This is a genomic window from uncultured Gimesia sp. (assembly GCF_937910335.1).
Lineage (GTDB): Bacteria > Planctomycetota > Planctomycetia > Planctomycetales > Planctomycetaceae > Gimesia.
Map to the genome: position 1 here is coordinate 1 of NZ_CALEMX010000121.1, position 19,998 is coordinate 19,998.

Annotated in this window: 14 protein-coding genes and 1 pseudogene; 5 read left to right on the forward strand and 10 right to left on the reverse strand. The window is 44.9% G+C overall.

Going from position 1 to position 19,998, the window contains the following annotated elements; genetic code table 11:
• The 5 genes from Q0668_RS04740 to Q0668_RS04760 all read right to left on the reverse strand — a co-directional run.
• On the reverse strand, positions 1-1,089 hold a 1,089-nt coding region (locus Q0668_RS04740), incomplete at its 3' end, for a serine/threonine-protein kinase (protein WP_298860581.1).
• A gap of 54 nt (positions 1,090-1,143) precedes the next feature.
• Entirely contained in the window at positions 1,144-1,767 is a 624-nt protein-coding gene (locus Q0668_RS04745; RefSeq protein ID WP_298860618.1) for a sigma-70 family RNA polymerase sigma factor, read from the reverse strand.
• Between the two features lie 224 nt (positions 1,768-1,991).
• Positions 1,992-3,635: a hypothetical protein gene (locus Q0668_RS04750; protein ID WP_298860583.1), complete on the reverse strand. Its 1,644-nt coding sequence runs from the start codon at positions 3,633-3,635 to the stop codon at positions 1,992-1,994.
• Between the two features lie 12 nt (positions 3,636-3,647).
• On the reverse strand, positions 3,648-5,552 hold the full coding sequence (locus Q0668_RS04755; RefSeq protein WP_298860586.1) for a multiheme c-type cytochrome: 1,905 nt from the start codon (positions 5,550-5,552) through the stop codon (positions 3,648-3,650).
• 211 nt (positions 5,553-5,763) lie between these two features.
• Entirely contained in the window at positions 5,764-7,506 is a 1,743-nt protein-coding gene (locus tag Q0668_RS04760) for an adenylate/guanylate cyclase domain-containing protein (RefSeq protein ID WP_298860589.1), read from the reverse strand.
• A gap of 348 nt (positions 7,507-7,854) precedes the next feature.
• Between Q0668_RS04760 and Q0668_RS04765 the strand changes: the two genes are divergently transcribed.
• From Q0668_RS04765 to Q0668_RS04780, 4 genes are read left to right on the forward strand one after another with little or no spacing between them, the layout of a single operon-like run.
• On the forward strand, positions 7,855-9,033 hold the full coding sequence (locus tag Q0668_RS04765; protein WP_298860592.1) for a cytochrome c family protein: 1,179 nt from the start codon (positions 7,855-7,857) through the stop codon (positions 9,031-9,033).
• A 42-nt stretch (positions 9,034-9,075) separates the two neighbouring features.
• Positions 9,076-10,818 (forward strand): cyclic nucleotide-binding domain-containing protein, encoded by a 1,743-nt coding sequence (locus Q0668_RS04770; protein WP_298860595.1) that lies wholly within the window; start codon positions 9,076-9,078, stop codon positions 10,816-10,818.
• The gene (locus Q0668_RS04775; RefSeq protein WP_298860598.1) at positions 10,815-11,639 is read left to right on the forward strand and encodes a hypothetical protein; all 825 of its coding nucleotides are present in this window, start codon (positions 10,815-10,817) and stop codon (positions 11,637-11,639) included. Before Q0668_RS04770 ends, Q0668_RS04775 begins: the two co-directional genes overlap by 4 nt.
• A complete protein-coding gene (locus Q0668_RS04780) occupies positions 11,636-13,762 on the forward strand; it encodes a hypothetical protein (RefSeq protein WP_298860601.1) in 2,127 nt (708 codons plus the stop codon). The genes Q0668_RS04775 and Q0668_RS04780 overlap by 4 nt, the downstream gene beginning before the upstream one ends.
• Here Q0668_RS04780 and Q0668_RS04785 read toward each other — a convergent pair.
• The 5 genes from Q0668_RS04785 to Q0668_RS04805 form a co-directional block, all read right to left on the reverse strand.
• A complete protein-coding gene (locus Q0668_RS04785) occupies positions 13,756-15,153 on the reverse strand; it encodes a porin (protein ID WP_298860604.1) in 1,398 nt (465 codons plus the stop codon). The two genes, Q0668_RS04780 and Q0668_RS04785, sit on opposite strands and share 7 nt — an antisense overlap.
• A 460-nt stretch (positions 15,154-15,613) precedes the next feature.
• Positions 15,614-16,789: an NADP-dependent malic enzyme gene (locus Q0668_RS04790; RefSeq protein WP_298860607.1), complete on the reverse strand. Its 1,176-nt coding sequence runs from the start codon at positions 16,787-16,789 to the stop codon at positions 15,614-15,616.
• A gap of 21 nt (positions 16,790-16,810) precedes the next feature.
• On the reverse strand, positions 16,811-18,169 hold the full coding sequence (gene gdhA / locus Q0668_RS04795) for an NADP-specific glutamate dehydrogenase (RefSeq protein ID WP_298860610.1): 1,359 nt from the start codon (positions 18,167-18,169) through the stop codon (positions 16,811-16,813).
• A gap of 222 nt (positions 18,170-18,391) precedes the next feature.
• Complete coding sequence (locus Q0668_RS04800) at positions 18,392-18,637, reverse strand: zf-HC2 domain-containing protein (protein WP_298860612.1); 246 nt, start codon at positions 18,635-18,637, stop codon at positions 18,392-18,394.
• Positions 18,638-18,652: 15 nt separating this feature from the next.
• Positions 18,653-19,228: a sigma-70 family RNA polymerase sigma factor gene (locus Q0668_RS04805; protein ID WP_298860615.1), complete on the reverse strand. Its 576-nt coding sequence runs from the start codon at positions 19,226-19,228 to the stop codon at positions 18,653-18,655.
• 446 nt (positions 19,229-19,674) lie between these two features.
• Here Q0668_RS04805 and Q0668_RS04810 point away from each other — a divergent pair.
• Positions 19,675-19,998, forward strand: a pseudogene (locus Q0668_RS04810) (TVP38/TMEM64 family protein); the annotation flags it as partial.

A 19,998-nucleotide genomic window follows, 5' to 3' on the forward strand; every position in this document is an offset into this window, starting at 1 on the left:
TCTGAGTGGAGTAATCGAACCTTGCGTGATCTGACTGATCATTTCATGTCGATTCGTGCGTACAATTGCAGAACGCTTCGTCAATAGTTCATATAAGGTGATTCCCAATCCATAAATATCACTTTGAGAACAGGTCTCTTCACGAAACATTTCAGGAGCCATATAGCCCAACGTACCAACGACATCCGTTGATTTACTCAAATCACTCTGTTCGGCTGCTCGCGCCAAACCAAAATCGGTGATACATAACAAACCATCGCTGTCTAACAATAAATTCCCGGGCTTAATATCGCGATGTAAAATGCCTCGATCATGCGCGTATTGTAAAGCATTCGCAGCCTGAACACCCAGAACAGCGATTTTTTCTGGAGAGTCGACATATTTTTCAAAGTCAGCTCGCAGTACACCTTTGCGTTCTGGATTGTGAGTCGACTTCAAATCAGAGTCATTGGTTTTTAATGTAGATAGATCACTGTTCGGTCGAACAAGTGTATCATTCCCCTCTGTAGGTCTGTTCGAAGATGTATCGGCGTCAGTCAGCACAAACTGTTGTGCTAGTTCATCCAGTCCAACTCCCTCAATCAGTTGCATCACGTAATAATGGAAACCTTCGTTCTCGCCGACACCAAATACGGGGACAATATTGGTATGATGAAGTGAAGCCGTTAGTTCTGCTTCACGACGAAACCGCTTCAGTTGCTTTTCACCAAGGAGCGAATGCCGCGGCAATAGTTTCAGTGCGACGCGTCGATTGAGAGATTCCTGAACGGCTTCATAAACCACGCCCATTCCACCACGTCCAATTTCCCGAATGATCTTGAAATCACCCAGTTGCTCAGGCGTCCGTTCTCCTAATGAAACTTTCCCCGAAGAATGATCTACATTTTTCCCTGCTTCCAACGCTGCGATGGCGGGAAATACTTCTTCGATCTCTTTTGCAAGGCCAGGGTAACGTTCTATATACTCAGAGATCTCTGGCTTGTATCCGCTTCGAATCTGAATGATAAACGCATCGGCGATCTGCTCCAAATCCGGAAGCTCTGGAGGCGTCAGACTTTTTATCGCGTGATGTGAATCAGGAGATAACATTACGTGTTGTCCTGTTGATATGATTCTACAAGGGCACTCTTAAAGTACTGCAGATTATTCGATGATACCGGGTATTTGAACCAGAATGGAGCGTAATCTGGTTAATGCACGAAAATATCTCATGCTGGCAGTTTTCGCTTCGATTTCAAGTACTTCAGCAGCTTCCAGATTGGACAATTCTTCAAAATGCCGCAGCACTAATATTTCACGATCGATTTCATTCATACTTTCAAGTGCTTCGTGTAATTTAGCAGCCAACTCTTCCTTCAGCGCTGCCTGACTCGGCGACGACATATCTGCCAACAAAACATCCGCAATTTGAAATGAAGTTGAGGCAGAGAAGACTCTTCGGTTTGGCCTGACTTCACGACGGACATCACGCTTCTGTGCCCCCAAATGACGTCTATGCACATCTATCAAGGTTTGACCGACCACTGTACGCAGCCAGATAAAAAACGTAATCGCTGGATCATTCAGATAATGTTCAATCCGCGTGGCCGCATCAAGGTAAGCTTCCTGGAGGATATCATCCGCATCGACACGGCCTAGTAAACGCCGGTCGAGGCGAAAATTCACGATTCGCCACAGACGCTCTCGATGCAGGCTGTATTCATCTGCAAGTACCCCCTCCGGATCCTTGCGCAACCGGCTCAGAAACTCCTCTGGGTTTTCATGCACATCAGACAATCAACAAATCTCCCAAGCGGTGTCAGTATCATTTTGGTTCATCATTCTACACGATTGCTGCAAGTAACAACAAGTGCTTCATCGGAAGACGGTCCTGTCACTACAACTCTTAAGCATAGACAGTAAGGGATTTACATTCTATTCTTATCGCATGTCGCTGGGAGAGGCTATCAACTGGTACTACGAATCTGAAAAAGATTATGACGAGAATGCTTTTAAAACTTTGCCAGAAATTCGATACGAGCACCTGAAGAGACGCCCCGCGATTCCTGTTTAGCAACAAAGGTATCAAGTAGCATGATCCAATGTTGTCCAATTGCTTTCTGGTAACGAATAGCGGTTCCCAAGGCACCATCATTGATTCCCTGAGTATTTTTTCGACCACCAATTTCAAAAATCACCTGTTGTCGCGTCTTATCATAAAACAGCTGATAACCGAGACTGGCTCCTGCCGCATCGGTTGCCTGGTTACTCAAAGGTGCTCCATAACGCCCTAAACCAGAGGCCGCAAACAGTAAACCCACCTGACCCAGAGGACCACCGGCCAGTGTACCGCGTGCAGGAGAAGTAAACTGGTCAATCGCCCAGAACGTGTTAAAATATACGAGATCATTCGAGTGATGAGGTGTCATTGAGACCTGGCTAAAGAGCAATTCTCCCTGACCAGAGGCCGCTGTTTCTCCCTCATGAGGAAAAGACCCCAAAACCTGGAATGAAGTATTATAGGTATTGTGAAACCCATGCAACCGCTGAATGGCACTCAATCCAAATGCGGTCATACTGCCAAATTGCGCATTACTGGAATAGACGGTCGCCACATCAGCATTGACCGTGCTTGTTGCAAGATCGGTTTCCGTAAAAATTCCGTATAGTTTTGAATCGGGATCACGCACATTGTTGTTACGGTTGATCTCGTCTTCAACATACACGCCTGTAACGCGCATATTTAAAATGCTTCCACCGTTAATCGTATTGCGTGTAACTGTGACCGCATCCACCATATCTTCGTTAATCAATAAACCCTGTTGAAACGACATTGGTTGACGACCGACAGAAAACCCCACGTCGTATCGATGAACATCGTATGGATCCAGATTTGGAAAAATTTCGCCAAAGTCACCTTCGAAGAAGAGCGTTTGTATGTCAGCATTGAGTCCATCAAGCCATTCGCCCTCATGGAAGTCATAGCTGGTAAAAAGTCGTGAGGCTGTCAGTTCTTTATCCAGTGAACGCAGACCGACAAGTATGCGTTCCGTTCCAGAGAGATTCAATTGACCGAATAAATCCAGACGATTGGCCCATTCACTGACATTGGTTCCTGCGCGATTATCAAAATAATTGAGTCCCGTGCGATAAGTACCAAACACCCAGAACGAAGGTCTCCAGACTGCACCGGTAGGAAGAACGATTCCCTGGTTCAAAAAGCCAATATCCAGAAACTTTTCATTCGTCTCAATTAACAAATCGGGACGCTCAGGAATTGGCTGTAAACCGATTGCATGGTCTTCCAATGGAGTTTCCGGACTGTAATGTTCTTCGCACAGAATATACTCACCTAGATGAGCCAGAGGTTCAGCGGGTGCTGATAACATCTCTAAGAATATTTCTTCCAGCTTCCAATGGATGGGTGCAGAATCGTAGTTGACATCGGGGTCGTACTCAACTCGCTCGGCGTAGGGATCTATATAGAACTCATCATTCTGATCAGCCGCTTCTACCTCTTCCGCATATTCCGGAGAAGGGGGGAGGCTTACTCTGCCAGGTTCTTCAAAAACCTGCGCATCAACTACACCTGAATACAATAATATGGTATTCGCTAGAATGCAGATCAAGATTTGTTGTATTGATATACTTCTCATAAAAGGTCTAAATTATGGAATACAAATTGAGTCTACTTTTTCATAAAGTACCATATGCCCATCAACAACACCGTCCGCTACATCCCGGGCAGACATACCATAATCAAAGCCCACATCTGAAATCTCATGAACTAAATTGACAGGCACCATACCCGCAATCAATTGAACGCGAACTGTATAGTTTCCAGGCCCGGTCAGCTGTTTTCTTGAAAGACGATATTTGGCCCATCGCTTTCCTTTTGCTTCAATATTCTGTTTTTGCTTTCGAGCTCCAATAGGACGCCCCAAAACGGTAAAAGGTCGAGTCGCCGGTCGAAAGTAGGGAAGTGGGTCGAGAGAGTAAGGCACATTCAATACCTGCTCCCGCTCTCCCCCGCGAATGTTACGTGTAAGAAATCGTGATTGAAGAGTAAACAATTGCCTGTCAAGCGGAACTTCACCATTGTGAACGTACAGAGAGTGTGAATCTCGAATATCGCCGTTTGGATCCAGGTCACCCGATTGAAAAACGAGTCTGCCACTTTGATCCCAAACCATTGTCCTCAAAAAAACAACACGCTCAGCATCAAAACCAGTAGGTACTCCATGCCCCAATGTAATATTGGAAACGGGAACAGAGAATTGCATATCATACCACTTTGCTTTTTCAACTTGGATTTCTCCCAGATGATATCCTGCTCTTAATATTTGCAACCTCTGTGTTGCCGCTTCACCGAGTAATTCATATTGGTCATTCAAAATATGACGTGCCTTAATGCGTTTCCTCTGATCATCCCAAGGGGCAGGAAAATAGGCTTCTTTTGTCACAAGTTTTTCAAAACCCGGTGTTCCCCAGCCAGCAGCATCATCAAAGCATAGCCATTCACGCATCGTGGCTAACCCCTGATCCGGCGCTGGTTCTGAATCTTCTTCGCGAACTGCCTTTGGGTTATGAGGAAATATTCCGCGATGAACAATCGAATAATCCGGCCCCACTATCATATGGTTCGTATGCTTACGCACTGGCGTCGATACATTGCCGATTACGGCTGCAGGCGAAAAGTCATAACCCAGAGCTTGACCTGGCACTGCTCCCATGTGACAGTCTTGGCAGTTTTCTTTACATTTCTTAGCAGAAGGGGAATGTTTAAATTCACTGAAGGCATCTTCTAACCGAAAACCGTTCGGAGCAAATACATCATGACAGGTACCACAAAAACCAGATGTAGTTAATTGAAAAAACCGATCAGCTCGCGCATGCACTGCACGACCTCTGATCGTGGGATCATCGTCTGTTTTAAGCACGCCGTATTTATCTGGATTTGATAAAACAGCTGCCAGATTTTCATCTCCCACAGGGCCATACACAACCTGATTGAGATCTCCACTGACTAGTGCCTGCCGTCCAGCCCCTTTACCCCATGCTTGATTAATTCGATGACACGAGACACAAGTCACACCCTCACGCGATGTCGGCGATCTGTCCAGATTACTCATATTAATGGGTTCGGAAAGCGCCATACCAACGGGTGTATGACAACGGATACAAAAATCACCCAACGTACCGTTATTCAATTTAATTAATTTGTTCGACATGGCATTGAAGACAGGGCTCAACTGAGCATAAGCATGAGGCGAGACCGACCATTCACGATAATGTTGTGGATGACACTTTCCACATTTCGCAGCTGAGGGGAACGGGTCATCGACATAACACTCAGCATGTGCCTGATCAACAACATATTGTTGAACCTCATCAAGCTTTGTAGTTGACACACTCTCAGCTGAGGTTTTTTTACCAGATAGTTTTACAAACCCCTTGTTTTCCGCCTGTGCATCTTGAAAAGCAATGTTTGGAATAATCATTGCAAATAGTGCCACTGCAAAGATAAGACATCGCCACGTCTTAATTTGAATCCCGTGTGGAGAGGAATCCATTCCTATACTCCTGAACTACAAAACGTAGACTTACAATTTCATCAAGTCTGGAAAGAGTTTGCGCGCAACACATCTAATGCGGCTTAATACTAATAATCGGTATAATCGGACCATTCTGATGAGTAATTAACTGAATTGATCGCTACTACAACTAAAAACAGATATGTACATACAAACATATCCGTAGCCGAGATTCCAGAATGGATTCAGGTTATTTCATCAGTGATATGACGCCATCCCAGTTTTCGGGGGCCGTGTAATTTTTGCTGGCAATCTGAAGAAGTAAAAAATCTTTCGCACGATCTTTGGGTGGAAGTTGCCCCAGCAATTCAAGAGCACGCTCCCAATCTCCGTCAATAAAAGCAGTGACTGCTGCTTCGAAGTCAGCAATATTTTGGTTTGAGATTGAACTTTTCCCTTCAGATGCCAGTAACTCGAACACAGAAATTGGCGTCTCAAACCCGGCAGGTCGAAATAGTCCGATACGTCGACAACGACCTTCTTTTTCTGGCAGCATACGGCGGACATCAGAAGCTGTCGCTTCATCAATCAAGATCGGAACCCCAATCTGTTTTGTCATCCCTTCCAATCGTGAAGCGAGATTGACTACTGGACCAAAGACACCTACTTTTGCCTGTTCTCTGGTTCCAATTTTGCCAGCAATCGCATTTCCCCGTGTGATTCCGATACCCACTTCAAATCCACTTAGCTCATTTCGTTCGGTACTATTTGAAATTTTAAACATCTGCTGAATACGTAACGCCGCGCGACAAGCCGGAAGTGCACCGCTATTAAGTGGAAGAGGCCAGCCCCAAAAGCCAAGCGCGCTATCTCCTTGAAAATCTGCGATCACTCCATTTTGGCTGTTGATTCCCTGAGTCATTACTCCCAATGCTTTCTTCAAACGCCCCAGAAACATGTGTAAATTCCCACCGGCTTCTTCAGTCATCCGGGAGAATCCACGCAGATCACAAAACAAAACCGAGGTGTCTGTTTCTGTAGGTTCTAGAGTATGTTTCGTATTTTCTTCAGAAACAATTTTGATAATTGCAGGAGAAAAGAACTGTTCGATACCAGAGAAACGATCTTCGAGTTTACGTACTCTGCGAATAGCAGACAGCATTTGTGCCAGTAATTCAACTAGATTCAAATCGTCCTGCAGATCTTCAGTTGATAAAAAAGCCTTTGAAGGAGAGGCTTCTCCAAAACGACCACATATATAGAGGCACCAAGTATCACTACCATCTGAATTTACCGGTGTGCAGAAAGCCCAGCGCCCATTAGCCAATGGTTCGCCACGCATACTTTTTTCAACTTCGATTGCCGTTTCACCATTCCTCAACGCATCGCGAACGAGAGATCTTACAATAGAAACCCGCCTGAAACCCGGTACAGGTTGTTCCCAGAAAGCGACACTCCATTTTTTTACTCCATCACTTTTAATCACCGCAACCACGTCTGCATGATGCATTACATCCTTTAGAATTTGGGCGGTACTCTTTGCAAGATTATCTTCATCTTTCGAAAGCCAGAGGGTCGGAACCAGTTTGGATACCGCTTCAATTCGAAAATCAGATGTACGAAGACTGGCTTCGGTTAAGATGCCTGAATCCGTATCAAGATCATCAAGAATTTCCAGCACACCATCATTTGTTCCTCTATCAATTGAATGGAATTGCGTCGTTCCAATCTGAAAGGAATCTCCGATTGATAACTTCACCTCACTATGAAATTGGTCATCAAACCATATTTGATTACGGACGCTGGGAAAACAACGGATCTGAAGATGATCTTCTTCGCGATGGAACTCGGCATGAACACGTGAAATTGTAGTATCCCATGGAACTGCACAATCGTTTTCAGCACTTCGACCTAACATTAATGGTTTTGATTCAGGGATCAACCATTCTACTTTTTCACCCGGCCTTGAGCCTGTTGCAACCAGATGCATCATTGTTAATTCCTATTAAGTGTATTACATTCAAAATATTGAGCATGGTCTTGTATTGACATAGCCTGTTGATACTTGTTTGAATTTAAGTAATCCGTGGGCCATATATACAAAACGTGTTTTCTAGCTCAGAGTAACTATCCATTCTCTGAATAGTCTGTAATTCTCCAAACTAGCCGAAAAATTGAGTAGAAACCCATTTTTCTTTCTCGTTATATATATTGCATAGCATGCATTTACATGGTCATATTTGTATTACACTTCAAGAATGGCAGACTGATAAGTAACCACTACAATCAGTATTTTTGCTCCAGCCCAACTCCGACACACATATAAAGAAAGTTTCTAATAATGAATTTCGCCACAAGCAGAATTCACCGATTGAAGCCAAATCACTATCTGCTTCTGCTGATTATTCTTGGATTAGTCATCCCAGGAGTAAGCTCTATTTCTTCTGAAAAAATGTACGCAACCGAGCCAGTAGCTGGCGCCGAGAAATTTACCTCTTTAGAAAATACTACAACCAATAAAATCATGGGAATTGCCGCTGCAGACTGCAAAAAGTGCCACCCGTCCGAAGTAGCAAGTTGGATGAAAACCGTACATTTCCAGTCACCGGATCTCCGATTATATAAATTTGAAGGCAACACAAAAAAATATGCAAACGCTCTGGGACTAACGAGTGCTGATTTACTGGCTGATTCAATTTGCGCGGATTGCCATGCTACCAAAGCCATACGCGATGGCAAAACGAAAGTCATTTCCGGAATTTCCTGCGAGTCATGCCATGGTGCATCAGGGGGAAAAGAGGGTTGGTTAAACCGTCACCAGTCTTACCACAACAGTATGCCAATACCTCGTGCTGAAGAGACTCCAGAACACCGAACAGCACGACTGAATGCTTGCGACAATGCAGGAATGCGACGATCTTCTAATCTCTATGATCTGTCAAAATCCTGCTTTAAGTGTCATTTAGTGGGAAACGAAAAATTAATCGCTGCGGGTCATAAATCAGCAAGTGCTTTTGACTTCGTTTCCTGGACCAGTGGAGAAATGAAGCACAACTTTCTTGTAAATAAATCAAAAAATGCAGATGCCCCCTCATTGTGGATGGAACGAACAGGTGGAACTGCAGAAAATCGAAGACGAATGAAGTTTGTGGTTGGAACTCTAGTCCAATTAGAAACAGCGCTCCGATTACGTGCCAAATTTACGAACCCGGCAGTCATCCCCCAACTTGGCGGAGTCACAGCAGCAGCCAGCGGCAAACTGGCACAAATCAGTGCATTTGCACCTGCACCTGAAATTCAAAAGGTAACTACGCTCATGGGCCCACTGCTCGCTACACTCTTTATTCCTCAACCAAATGACAATGAGACGTATACTAAAGTGGCAGACCAAATCGCTGAGCAAGCAAAATTGTTCGCCGAGAATCACGATGGATCAAAACTTGCCGCTCTGGATACCATGATCAACCAGCTTCCACCACATTTTTCCCAACAATATAAAGACAAATATTTGAAAAACTAAAACAGCTCTCTCTTTTAGAAAGTCATAAATAAGCTGTCCCTTATGTCAGACCCATCTATTTCAAGACCACGTCGCTGGGATAAACCTTTCTCACTCGAACCAGGTAGTGAGGAGCAAATGACTGATGAGACAGTCGATGCGCTACTGAAATCGCCTCCATTTTCACAGATCGACCCCACAGGTTTTAAGCGGTCTCTCCCTTTTCGTGATATTTTAATGAACGATGCCCGAATCGTTGGCTTTGATCAGGGGGATATCATTGTTCGTCGGGGTGACTGGGGAAACTCTGCTTTTTTCATTCTCTCAGGGAATGTATGTGTTGAATTGGAAAGAGGAGAGTCATCGCTACCAGAAGAAATACTGGGACGCCGCACTGCGAAGAGAAAATCATTATGGGAATCCTTCGCTCAACTATGGCGAAATAACAGAGAACCTGAAGTGCGTGAAATCGCCTCTACAGGTAGCAACAAACCATTCCTCAATTCGAGATCTACTCATGGGGGCACACGAATTTATCTTCAGGAAGTATCAACGGTTCTCGATAAATATCGCACTGCACGGCTTGATTCCGGTCACTGGTTTGGAGAACTCGCTGCCTTGGGACGCACCAGCCGCGTTGCGACCGTCTTTTCGGAAGGAGTATCACAACTTCTTGAAATTCGCTGGCAAGGGATACGTGATATTCTCAGATATGACCAGAACGGAGGCCTGAAACGTTATATTGAGGATGTCTTCCGCGAACGCGCACTGGCTGCATTTCTTCGGACCGATCCGCTTATTGAAAACTGTCAACCAGAGTTAATGCAACGTATCGTTGACCAGGTTGAGTTTCATACGTTTGGAAACTACGACTCATCGAAACCCTTTAAAGAACTCAAAAATAGCGAGCAGAATAAGACCGATGCCGGAGAACCGGTCATTATTCGGGAAGGGGATTTCCCTAGCGGGATCATTATGATTCGAAGCGGGTTAGCCAGAATCAGCCAGCGGCATTATAATGGACGTCGTACAATAGGGTATTTATCTCCCGGCCAGATCTTCTGCTTAAATGAAATCCAGGCAGGTATCGAGTCACTATCTCCGATTTCGTGTCAAGCGCAGCTCAGTGCCATCGGTCATTTGAACATAGTACTCGTTCCGACCTCACTCGTTGAGGAAATCATTGAATGGAATACGTCTCACGAACCACCCGAGACTCGCAAAAATAAGCAAACCGTTCGAACTGCTGGAAGTCAATCAGTCAGAATTAAAAATGACATTCTGCTCAGTCAGCTCGTAGATCGCCATTATGTCCAGGGAACCTCATTAATGGTGATCGATCTTGATCGCTGTACCCGGTGTGATGACTGCGTGCGCGCCTGTGCTACGGCTCATGATAATAATCCGCGATTTGTTAGGCACGGGCCTATTCTCAATCAATATATGATTCCCAATTCCTGTTTGCATTGCGTAGACCCGATCTGCATGATTGAATGCCCCACCGGTGCTATCCATCGAGATCTCGCGCAAGGTGACATTGTCATCAATGAACAAACCTGTATCGGCTGTGCCCAGTGTGCGAGCAATTGTCCTTTCGACGCGATTCGCATGGTCGATATCAGAGATACAACAGGGAATCTCATCGTTGATTCCAAAACCCATTCACCGCTCACACAAGCAACTAAATGCGATCTTTGTATTGACCAACGAGGCGGTCCAGCCTGTGAGAGAGCCTGCCCGCACGACGCACTTTTCCGAGTAGACATGCACGATGCAACAAAAGTAGAAAAGGTTTTCACATCATGAGAAACCTTTTCTTTCAACAAAAAATCGCTCTGACAGCGTTCGTTTTTCTTTCCGCAATTATTTTTATCGCGTATTATCTTTTTTCGATTACTCTCTCAAATACATCATTTGCCAGCGGGGTGACTTTACTAATTTTTACCTTTATCCTGGCAAGCTATCAGCTACGCAAAAAACTACCGTTTTTGCCCATCGGAAATACCTCGACCTGGCTTCATTTTCATATTTTTATCGGCTTACTGTCATCTGTGTTATTTCTATTACACATTAAAATGAGAATTCCGGATGGTCTGTTTGAATTCATACTCTTTCTGACATATTCCACAGTGTTTCTCAGTGGAGTCATCGGTTGGATCTTGTCGCGCAGTATTCCTTATCGTCTTCTCTCGCGAGGCGAAGAGGTCATCTTTGAGCGAATCCCCATCCATCGTCGTACCATACACAACAAAGTAAAAGTACTAATATTTGATAATGCAAATTCTGACTTAGGTTCTGCGATCCCTGATTTCTATGACAAACATCTTCGAAGCTTCTTCTCTGGCCCTTGTAACCAGATGCGCCACCTGCTGCATTCAAAACGCCATCGTCATCAATTGTCACAAAGGTTTTCTGCACTGATACCTTATCTGAATGAGCAGGAGCAAACCGTACTGCATCAGCTTGAAGAACAGGTTCAATTAAAAGACGATCTTGATTACCAACATGCTCTGCAGGCCACAATGAAACTCTGGCTGTTTGTGCATATTCCACTAACCTATTCGCTGATAATTTTTGCTTTGTTTCATACGATCGCAGTCTGTGCTTTTGCGGGTACCATCGGATGACCGAACCACTACAATCGTTTGACTGGAAGAACAGTAATTACGAACGCCCTGCGAATACGTGGATTTGCGGGCATATGTGTGAATCAGGTGAACCCTGTCGGCTGGGTCCAGACAGTAGAGGTGAATGTCAGTTACAGAGCCAATGTCAACCTGAAGAGAAAGACGGCAAATATTCCTGCACTCGTTCAACCATGAATGGTGGCAAATGTAAAGAGGGACCAACACGAGAAGGGACATGTTGTCAGCCTGATTCTCGTTGTCATCCGCGACGTAGTCTTTTCGCAAAACGCCGATTATTGGGAATGATTGCTGCCATTGTTGCTGTTTCAATTTCCCTGGCTGTATTCAGTGGCTCATCACCATCTTCTCTACTCATCCCCGGAGAAGTCACTGCATCGCATGCAAATATTGAATCTGACTGTAACGCCTGTCATACCGCAGCTGAAGGGGGCTTCGCAACATGGATCCATAGTGCGTTGGATAGCAAAACTCTTCTTAATGACTCTGAACGTTGCTTGAAATGTCACTCAGACCTGGGATCTGAAGCGTTGTTCCCGCATGGCATTTCTGTTGACAGACTGTCTGAAATTACCGAACGAATTCCATTAAATCAAGAACCATCTAAAGCTCCAATTGCATTACAACTTTCCTCACTGGCAAGTTCGCCTGCCTTGAAGGACAAGCTCGCCTGTTCCACCTGTCACCGGGAACACCACGGCAGAAAAGCAGATCTCACACATTTGACTGACTTGCAATGCCAGACCTGTCATACTACACAATTCGAAAGCTTTGAACATGGGCACCCCGGTTTAGGAGATTACCCTTATCAACGTCGATCAGGAATCTATTTCGATCATCAACAACACCTAAATCGCTATTTCATGGCAGACGAGTTTAAGCGGACGATGCCTCAAGGCCAAAAACCGGAATCCTGCTATTCCTGCCATTCCACAGACCCAACAGGCAAGATTATGCTGACAGGCAGCTTTAAAAACATGTGCGCCAGTTGCCATGAACCACAAATCAAAGATGTTGAATTTCCCGGGATGCCCTTTTTCGCGCTCCCTGTGATTGCTCCCGAGATCATGGAATCCCAAGGAGAGTGGCCACATACAAAAGGCACCTTTAAAACGGCCCGCTTACCTCGTCTGATGGAACTATTGATGGAATACGATCCTAAATATCAATCCGCCATGCAGCAACTGGGAACCATTGATTACCGCGTTCTGAACAACCTCGATCAAAAACATAATGCTGCTATTGTAGAAATTGCCTGGTCCGTCAAAAGACTGTTGTATAATGTCTCACTCTCTGGAGAATTGGCTCTAAAACAACGTCTGGGAAATTCGCATCCTGAATACTCAAATCTCCAGCCATCAATAATCCCGACATTACTGCTGGCACAACAAATCTGGTTTCCGAATCTTGCTACCGAAATGAAACTGCATCAGGAAAAAAAATCGATTCCTGTACTAGACAAAACAGAGTCGTCGCTGTTATCAATTCCTTCTACTATTGATAACAGCAACGGCTGGTCACTGAGTGACAGCAATTTCACAATTCGTTACCGACCGTTGGGGCATGCTGACCCACTGCTAAAAGGCTGGTTAAATCGGGCTGTTCAAGATCGCCGCGTATCCATGAACAGCGATCACCTCTGGCAGATTATTTCAAACCCAACCGCTTCCGGACTGGAAGACTCGCAGGGAGCACTTGCTTCCGGACGTTGTTTACTCTGTCACTCCATAGATCAAGACCCTAGAACGGGTCTCTCCCAGATCAACTGGCTGCCATCTCCCGGTCAGCACTCACAGGAGAGATTCACCGCTTTTTCTCATGCTCCTCATTTACTGACAGGTACCCAGGATCAATGTGGAAGTTGTCATACATTTGAAAAATCAAAAAATACAGACAACACTCCCATTTTAAAGCAGGACTATTTTTTCCGCGATTCGGCAAACCTGTCCTGGACAGTTAATGTTAACTGTGATGAAACCTGCACCAGCGGTTTCCAGCCGATCAGCCAAAAAACCTGCGTGACTTGTCATAACAAAACAACGGCCACTCAAAGTTGCTTACAATGCCATAAATACCATGCACATACACCAATAAAACATCAGTAGATGATTTGAAGACGCGCACCATAAGTATCGAGCGCCACGTCATTGGTTGTTACATTATTGACAAACCCGCGCACATAATTAAATTTGATACTGAGATGCTGACTGAGATACCAGTTCATACCGAATTCGAATGTATTCAAACGCCCTCCCGTAATATTTTCGTCATTCAAATTCAAATAGGTCCCCCGCAGCGCAAGTTCCCAGGCACCTAATCCACCATCGCAGACATTCTCGGCGGGCACAACTGAACCATAGACACCTGTCTTACGATTATAGGACTTCGATTCGCCTGTTAAGAACCAACCAATCTGTCCATAACCGCCGTAAAACATTAATGGTGGGCCACCGATTTGATCAACCAGCGCATAGGTTAGTTCACTTTGATAATTTAACCAGCCCATCGTCCCCGCAAGTTCAAAGTTAAACAGGTTGACGCCCTCAGCGGGAATCGTACCGGTATCAACTAAAACAGGAACACCCGGACTAATGATGCCTGGCTCCTGATTGGTAAAGAAACTCAATTTTGCATCGTATCTGACAGATTTATCGAAAGGTTGCATATAACTATAATTCACTCCCGTATGCAGCAGATAGCGGCCTTCATCTTCATACCAATGAAGAACTGTCGATCTGGCTGCAAAACCGTGTCCATCATCGGCATGATTAAGCACAAACCCACCCTTGCCAACTCGAAAGCCAGCGATCGACCATGTTCCCATCTCATCCTCAAATCTCCCATCAGCCCAGATGCCGACCTGTCGAAATGGAGCAAACGTAAAAAAGGGAGCCCGTTCTGCAAACGTAAAGTCTTTTGAACTGGTGAGAGCTTCCAGTTGAAAGGGGACTTTTGTGTTACCAAAAACCAATCGATCTGCAATTGGTCGATTATTGAAATCGATGAAGACATCCCGTGCACTTGGGTGCCCTGATGCTGCAAAATCGACATCGAGTTTATAACCAATGTCCTGAGCAACTTCTCCGATCAGAGCGAGCCGTGCGCGACGCACAGCGGTTTTGTCATTGATGACTCCAAATGCTGTCACGCTGTCCGTTGATTGATCAAAGCCAGCAGAGTCAACTTGGAGGAATCCACTGAGATGCCCGGTAGGGTAGCGATCATTACACAACGCGCATTCACTGGTATGATCCCGCTCAAACCAATCAGGAACTGCAGAAGTTGCAAACACTTGCTTCCCTGAGTGTGAAACATCAGGCTCTTGATCAAGGAATGGTTGAATCGTCGTCTCGGCGACTAATGCATCAACAAGTTCCTGTCCCAACAATGAATTGTGCACACAGCATGAGAAGCTGACTCCCAATACAATCAATCTTGCTATGATTTTGTGAGACTGCCCTAACATTGAACGTAGCTGAGTATCTTGATATTTCATCAGCCGAGAATTCCGTGTATCGCACAGGGTTCAATTTGAGCTGGTTGGAGTCCCTGATATTTATACGGACAAATTTTGGTGCAAGAGACGTTCAAGTGAATCGACTTCGAAAATCTGATGTTCTTTGAGTAGCCGATCAGAAATCAATGTTGATCGCGCAAACAGAATCAAATCCCGTGATATGAACGAAGTAACATTTTATCGGTTGCATTAATCGTAGCACTTAATCGTTTCGAATTAACGACAGGGATATTCTCGAAAAAGCGGATGTTTTGCCCTTAAAAGGTTTAAGTCAGCACAATCTGTGCGGATTATTACAATTAAATCAGTTATAAACTTGCTCTGCTTCCTGTAAGAACTTCCGTTTTAAAACGAACTTCTACCGAGACTTCACCGCACTTGTACTCTCGCTCATACGGCAAATTTGACATGCGATAAAGGAACGCGCTCACTCATACCATCATTCTTGCATGGCTGCTTTTGCAACGGCAGCAGCAACCTGAGGAGCTATACTTCGATCCAGTGGATCAGGCAATATTTTTTCTGGAGACAGGTCCGTCGTGGCAGCAGCCAACGCATAAGCGGCAGCAATTTTCATTTCTTCTGATATCACAGAGGCACAGGCATCTAATGCACCGCGAAAGAGTCCCGGAAAAGCCAACACATTATTGATTTGATTGGGAAAGTCGCTTCGCCCCGTACCTACGATTGCAGCACCGCCGGATTTCGCATCATCCGGCATGATCTCTGGTATCGGGTTCGCCATGGCTAATACAATCGAATCGTCTGCCATTTTTGAAACATCATCTACTGAAAGCAGGTTTCCTTTGCTTACTCCGATAAAAACATCTGCCCCCTCAAGCATATCCTGCAATCTCCCGCTGCGATTCATTCGATTTGTATACTTTAACAATTCTTGTTTGTACTCTGCCAGATTGGAGCGATCTCTATGAATGGCCCCTTTCGAATCGCAGACGACGACATCGTTTACCGATACACAAACGTCTGGACTGTGACCGACACAACGTAAAAGACGGGCAATAGCAGTGCCAGCGGCTCCCGCGCCGTTGATGACGACCCTTAGTTTCGTCATATCACGATCTAAAAGTTTCGCTGCATTGATGAGCGCCGCTAACAACACTATCGCCGTCCCATGTTGGTCATCGTGAAAAACAGGAATGCCAATGTCCTGTAATTGTTGTTCAACTTCAAAGCACCGCGGCGCAGAGATATCTTCCAGATTAATACCACCAAAAACCGGTGCGATTCTCTTCACTGTAGAAACGATCTCGTCAACGTCCTGCGTATCTAAACAAATAGGCCAGGCATCGATGTTCGCAAATTCCTTGAACAGCAGCGCCTTACCTTCCATGACTGGAATCGCTGCATGCGGGCCGATATTACCCAACCCCAGGACAGCAGAGCCATCACTGACCACGGCAACACTATTATGTTTAATTGTCAATTCGCGTGCCTGGGATTGGTCATTGGCAATGACTTCACAGGGGCGAGCGACTCCAGGCGTGTAGGCTAACGATAAATCATCGCGACTGGTAACGGGCATTTTTCCAACAATACCAATTTTCCCTCGGAGTTGCTCGTGTACAATGAGACTGCGCTCAAAAAAATCTGTCATTGTTTCCAGGTTTCCTTTTTATTAAACAGCGCCGTATGCCAGCATCGCTTCAGCGACTTTGAAAAAGCCGGCGATATTAGCACCATTCACATAATTAATGGTCTCTGACTTTGGTTGATTACCATATGTAACGCACTGAGTATGAATGTCGCGCATAATTGCCTGGAGGCGTTCATCAACCTCTTCACGACTCCATGAAAGTCTTAATGCATTTTGACTTTGCTCGAGCCCCGAAACAGCTACGCCACCGGCATTCGCGGCTTTTGAGGGCGCGTAGAGGATTCCCGACTCGACAAAAGCATGAACCCCTTCCAACTCGGTTGGCATGTTCGCTCCTTCGCAGACCGATTTCACACCATTGGCCAACAACAGGCGCGCCTCTTCACCACTGAGTTCGTTCTGTGTAGCACAAGGCATCGCGACGTCGACGGGAACACTCCAAGGGCGTTTTCCTTCATGGAAAGTAGCCGCCTTATATTTCTCTGTGTACTCACTAATTCTCCCACGTTTGACTTCTTTGAGGTCTTTGACAAACGCGATTTTCTCTGCATCAATTCCATCGGGGTCATGAATAAATCCCGATGAATCGGAGAACGTGACAACTTGAGCGCCAAGTTCTAACGCCTTCTCAGCAGCATAAATGGCCACATTACCCGAACCGGAAATCGACACGGTTTTGCCTTTGATACTATCTCCTGAGCGGTTAAACATGTTCTCACAAAAATAGACACACCCATAACCGGTGGCTTCGGTGCGTATCAGACTACCGCCGAATGCCAGGCCTTTGCCAGTAAGCGTTCCCACAAAACGATTTTCCAGGCGTTTGTATTGACCGAACAGGTAACTGATTTCACGTGCTCCCACACCAATATCCCCCGCGGGAACATCAGTATCTTCGCCAATATGACGATGCAGTTCCGTCATCAATGACTGACAGAATCGCATCACTTCCGCATCACTCTTGCCTTTCGGATTAAAGTTTGATCCACCTTTGGCGCCTCCCATAGGTAAACCAGTGAGACTGTTCTTAAAGGTCTGTTCAAAACCCAGGAACTTTAAAACGCTTTGTGTCACACTGGTGTGAAACCGCATGCCTCCCTTATAGGGACCAATTGAATTGTTAAATTGCACGCGCCAAGCTCGATTGGCACGAATGCGTTGCTGGTCATCCTCCCATGTCACACGAAAAATCACAATCCGATCCGGTTCCGTCATTCGCTCCAGAATCTGAGCTTGTTGATACTTGGGATGTTCCACTAAAAAGGGAATCACACTTTCTGCAAACTCACGAACCGCTTGATGAAACTCCGGCTCTCCCGGATTGCGTTTGATTAATCCGGCCATAAAGCTATCGACGTTTTGCAATTCCTGATATTCCATGTTCATTACCCTTATTAAGGTGTTTTTTTTCAGTACGTACTCTACATCATTTTTCTAAAGGAGTCGATGTGATTTCTCTGCGAACCTTACAAATGAAATTGAAGGTACTCAAATGAACTCTGAATATTTGAAATTGTACAGAACGCAATTTCAGAGAAGTGTTAATAAGAACACAAACAGAGAGCTAATAGATAAGACCAGGAGTGATCATTGCGAGAAACGCTATGATTCCGAATCGAGCAGGCGCTGAATTCGATCTCGGGCGATATCAGACAACTTCTCTTCATAGATGCTCACATCGTCTGTTTGTTGACGGATATGACCGCGAATATACTGGAGATCCTTGCGAAATCGTCGACAGAATCTGCAAAGCACTAAATGCATCTTTAGCGCGATGCGCTGCCGCAATGGTAACTTTCGATCCAGTGATTCAGAAATCAGTTTTGAGACTTCTTTACATGTACGCATTATTCACAAGCCTGATTATTCACTGTCCAGTTTCCAGCTCATCTTCATACAATTTGATAACTGTAAACGAGCGCGGTGTAGTAAAACCCACAAATTTGATGCTGAGATCTCTAATTCAGAACAAATCGTTGCAGTGCCTTGATCTTCCATCTCGCGCAGCACAAATACATCCGCCTGTCGTGATGGAAGTTTCTTTAAACAACCTCCCAGAATTCGCCAAAAATCTTTTCGTTCTAACGAACAAAGTGGTGTGTAGCCTGCGGATTGTATATCCTTGTTCCAGTTTCCACTCTGATCGAATAATGTATCGGGCAAGTCAATTATTTTTTCTTCACTCAATGAGACTGTACGGGTACGCTCTCGAATGAAATCAATTATTTTTCGTTTGAGTATCCCTAATAACCAGGCGCGCTCGGTTCCTTTTGCCTGATATTGTTCAATATGCTTCAGTGCTGCAACAAAGGTTTCCTGAACAACTTCTTCTGACGATTCGCTGTTCCGCATTCTCGAAACTGCGTAACGATAAAGAAAATCACCATGCTCTTCGACCCAAGATGCAGGCTCCAGTTTTTTATTGTCTACTTCGATCATGTTTTCCATAAATTCAAGAAGCCATAAATGGTATCGTTTAGAGAGCAATTACCGAATCAAAATTTATACAGTTTCTGGTAGGAGATCGTGAGACCATTGTGGACAATCATATCAAATATTGTCAACTCCAGACGAATTCCTATTCAAAGCAGTTAGCACTACGTGTCCACTTTCGTTTGCCTCATTCGCGCGTGACTCACCATTGACGGGTCTTATTTTCTTGATATACATCAAAAAAATGAATTTGATAAAAGGAACCTTACTTTGAAAATCATAAAAACCAACGATTTTTTAGATAAAATGGGGACCGTCAACCGCGATTCAAAAATATTTAAGTGTTTTTGTAAGGAATTCGATGTCACTCCGACATACTCATAGATTCAATGAAAGATAATGTGAAATCCGAAAGCTACTTAAACAGACCCTACCAGCAAGGAACAAGCTAGATGACCCGGAACCCTGAACAACAGGCCCAGCCTGGACTGGTAAAGAAACTTGTCATCTTATTGGTTGTCATTGTCGTTATCGTATTTACCTATACACAATTTGGCGATGCTTTGACTTTACAAAGCCTGGCTAAACAGGAGACGGAACTCCTCAATTTTCAACAGGAACACCCGGTTCTGGTCTACGGTGCCGCTTTTTTAATCTATGTGATCGTGACCGGTCTTTCCTTACCAGGCGCAGCTGTATTAACACTCGTGTATGGCTGGTATTTTGGACTATTACGTGGGTTTATCATAGTCAGTTTCTCATCCACGGCAGGTGCA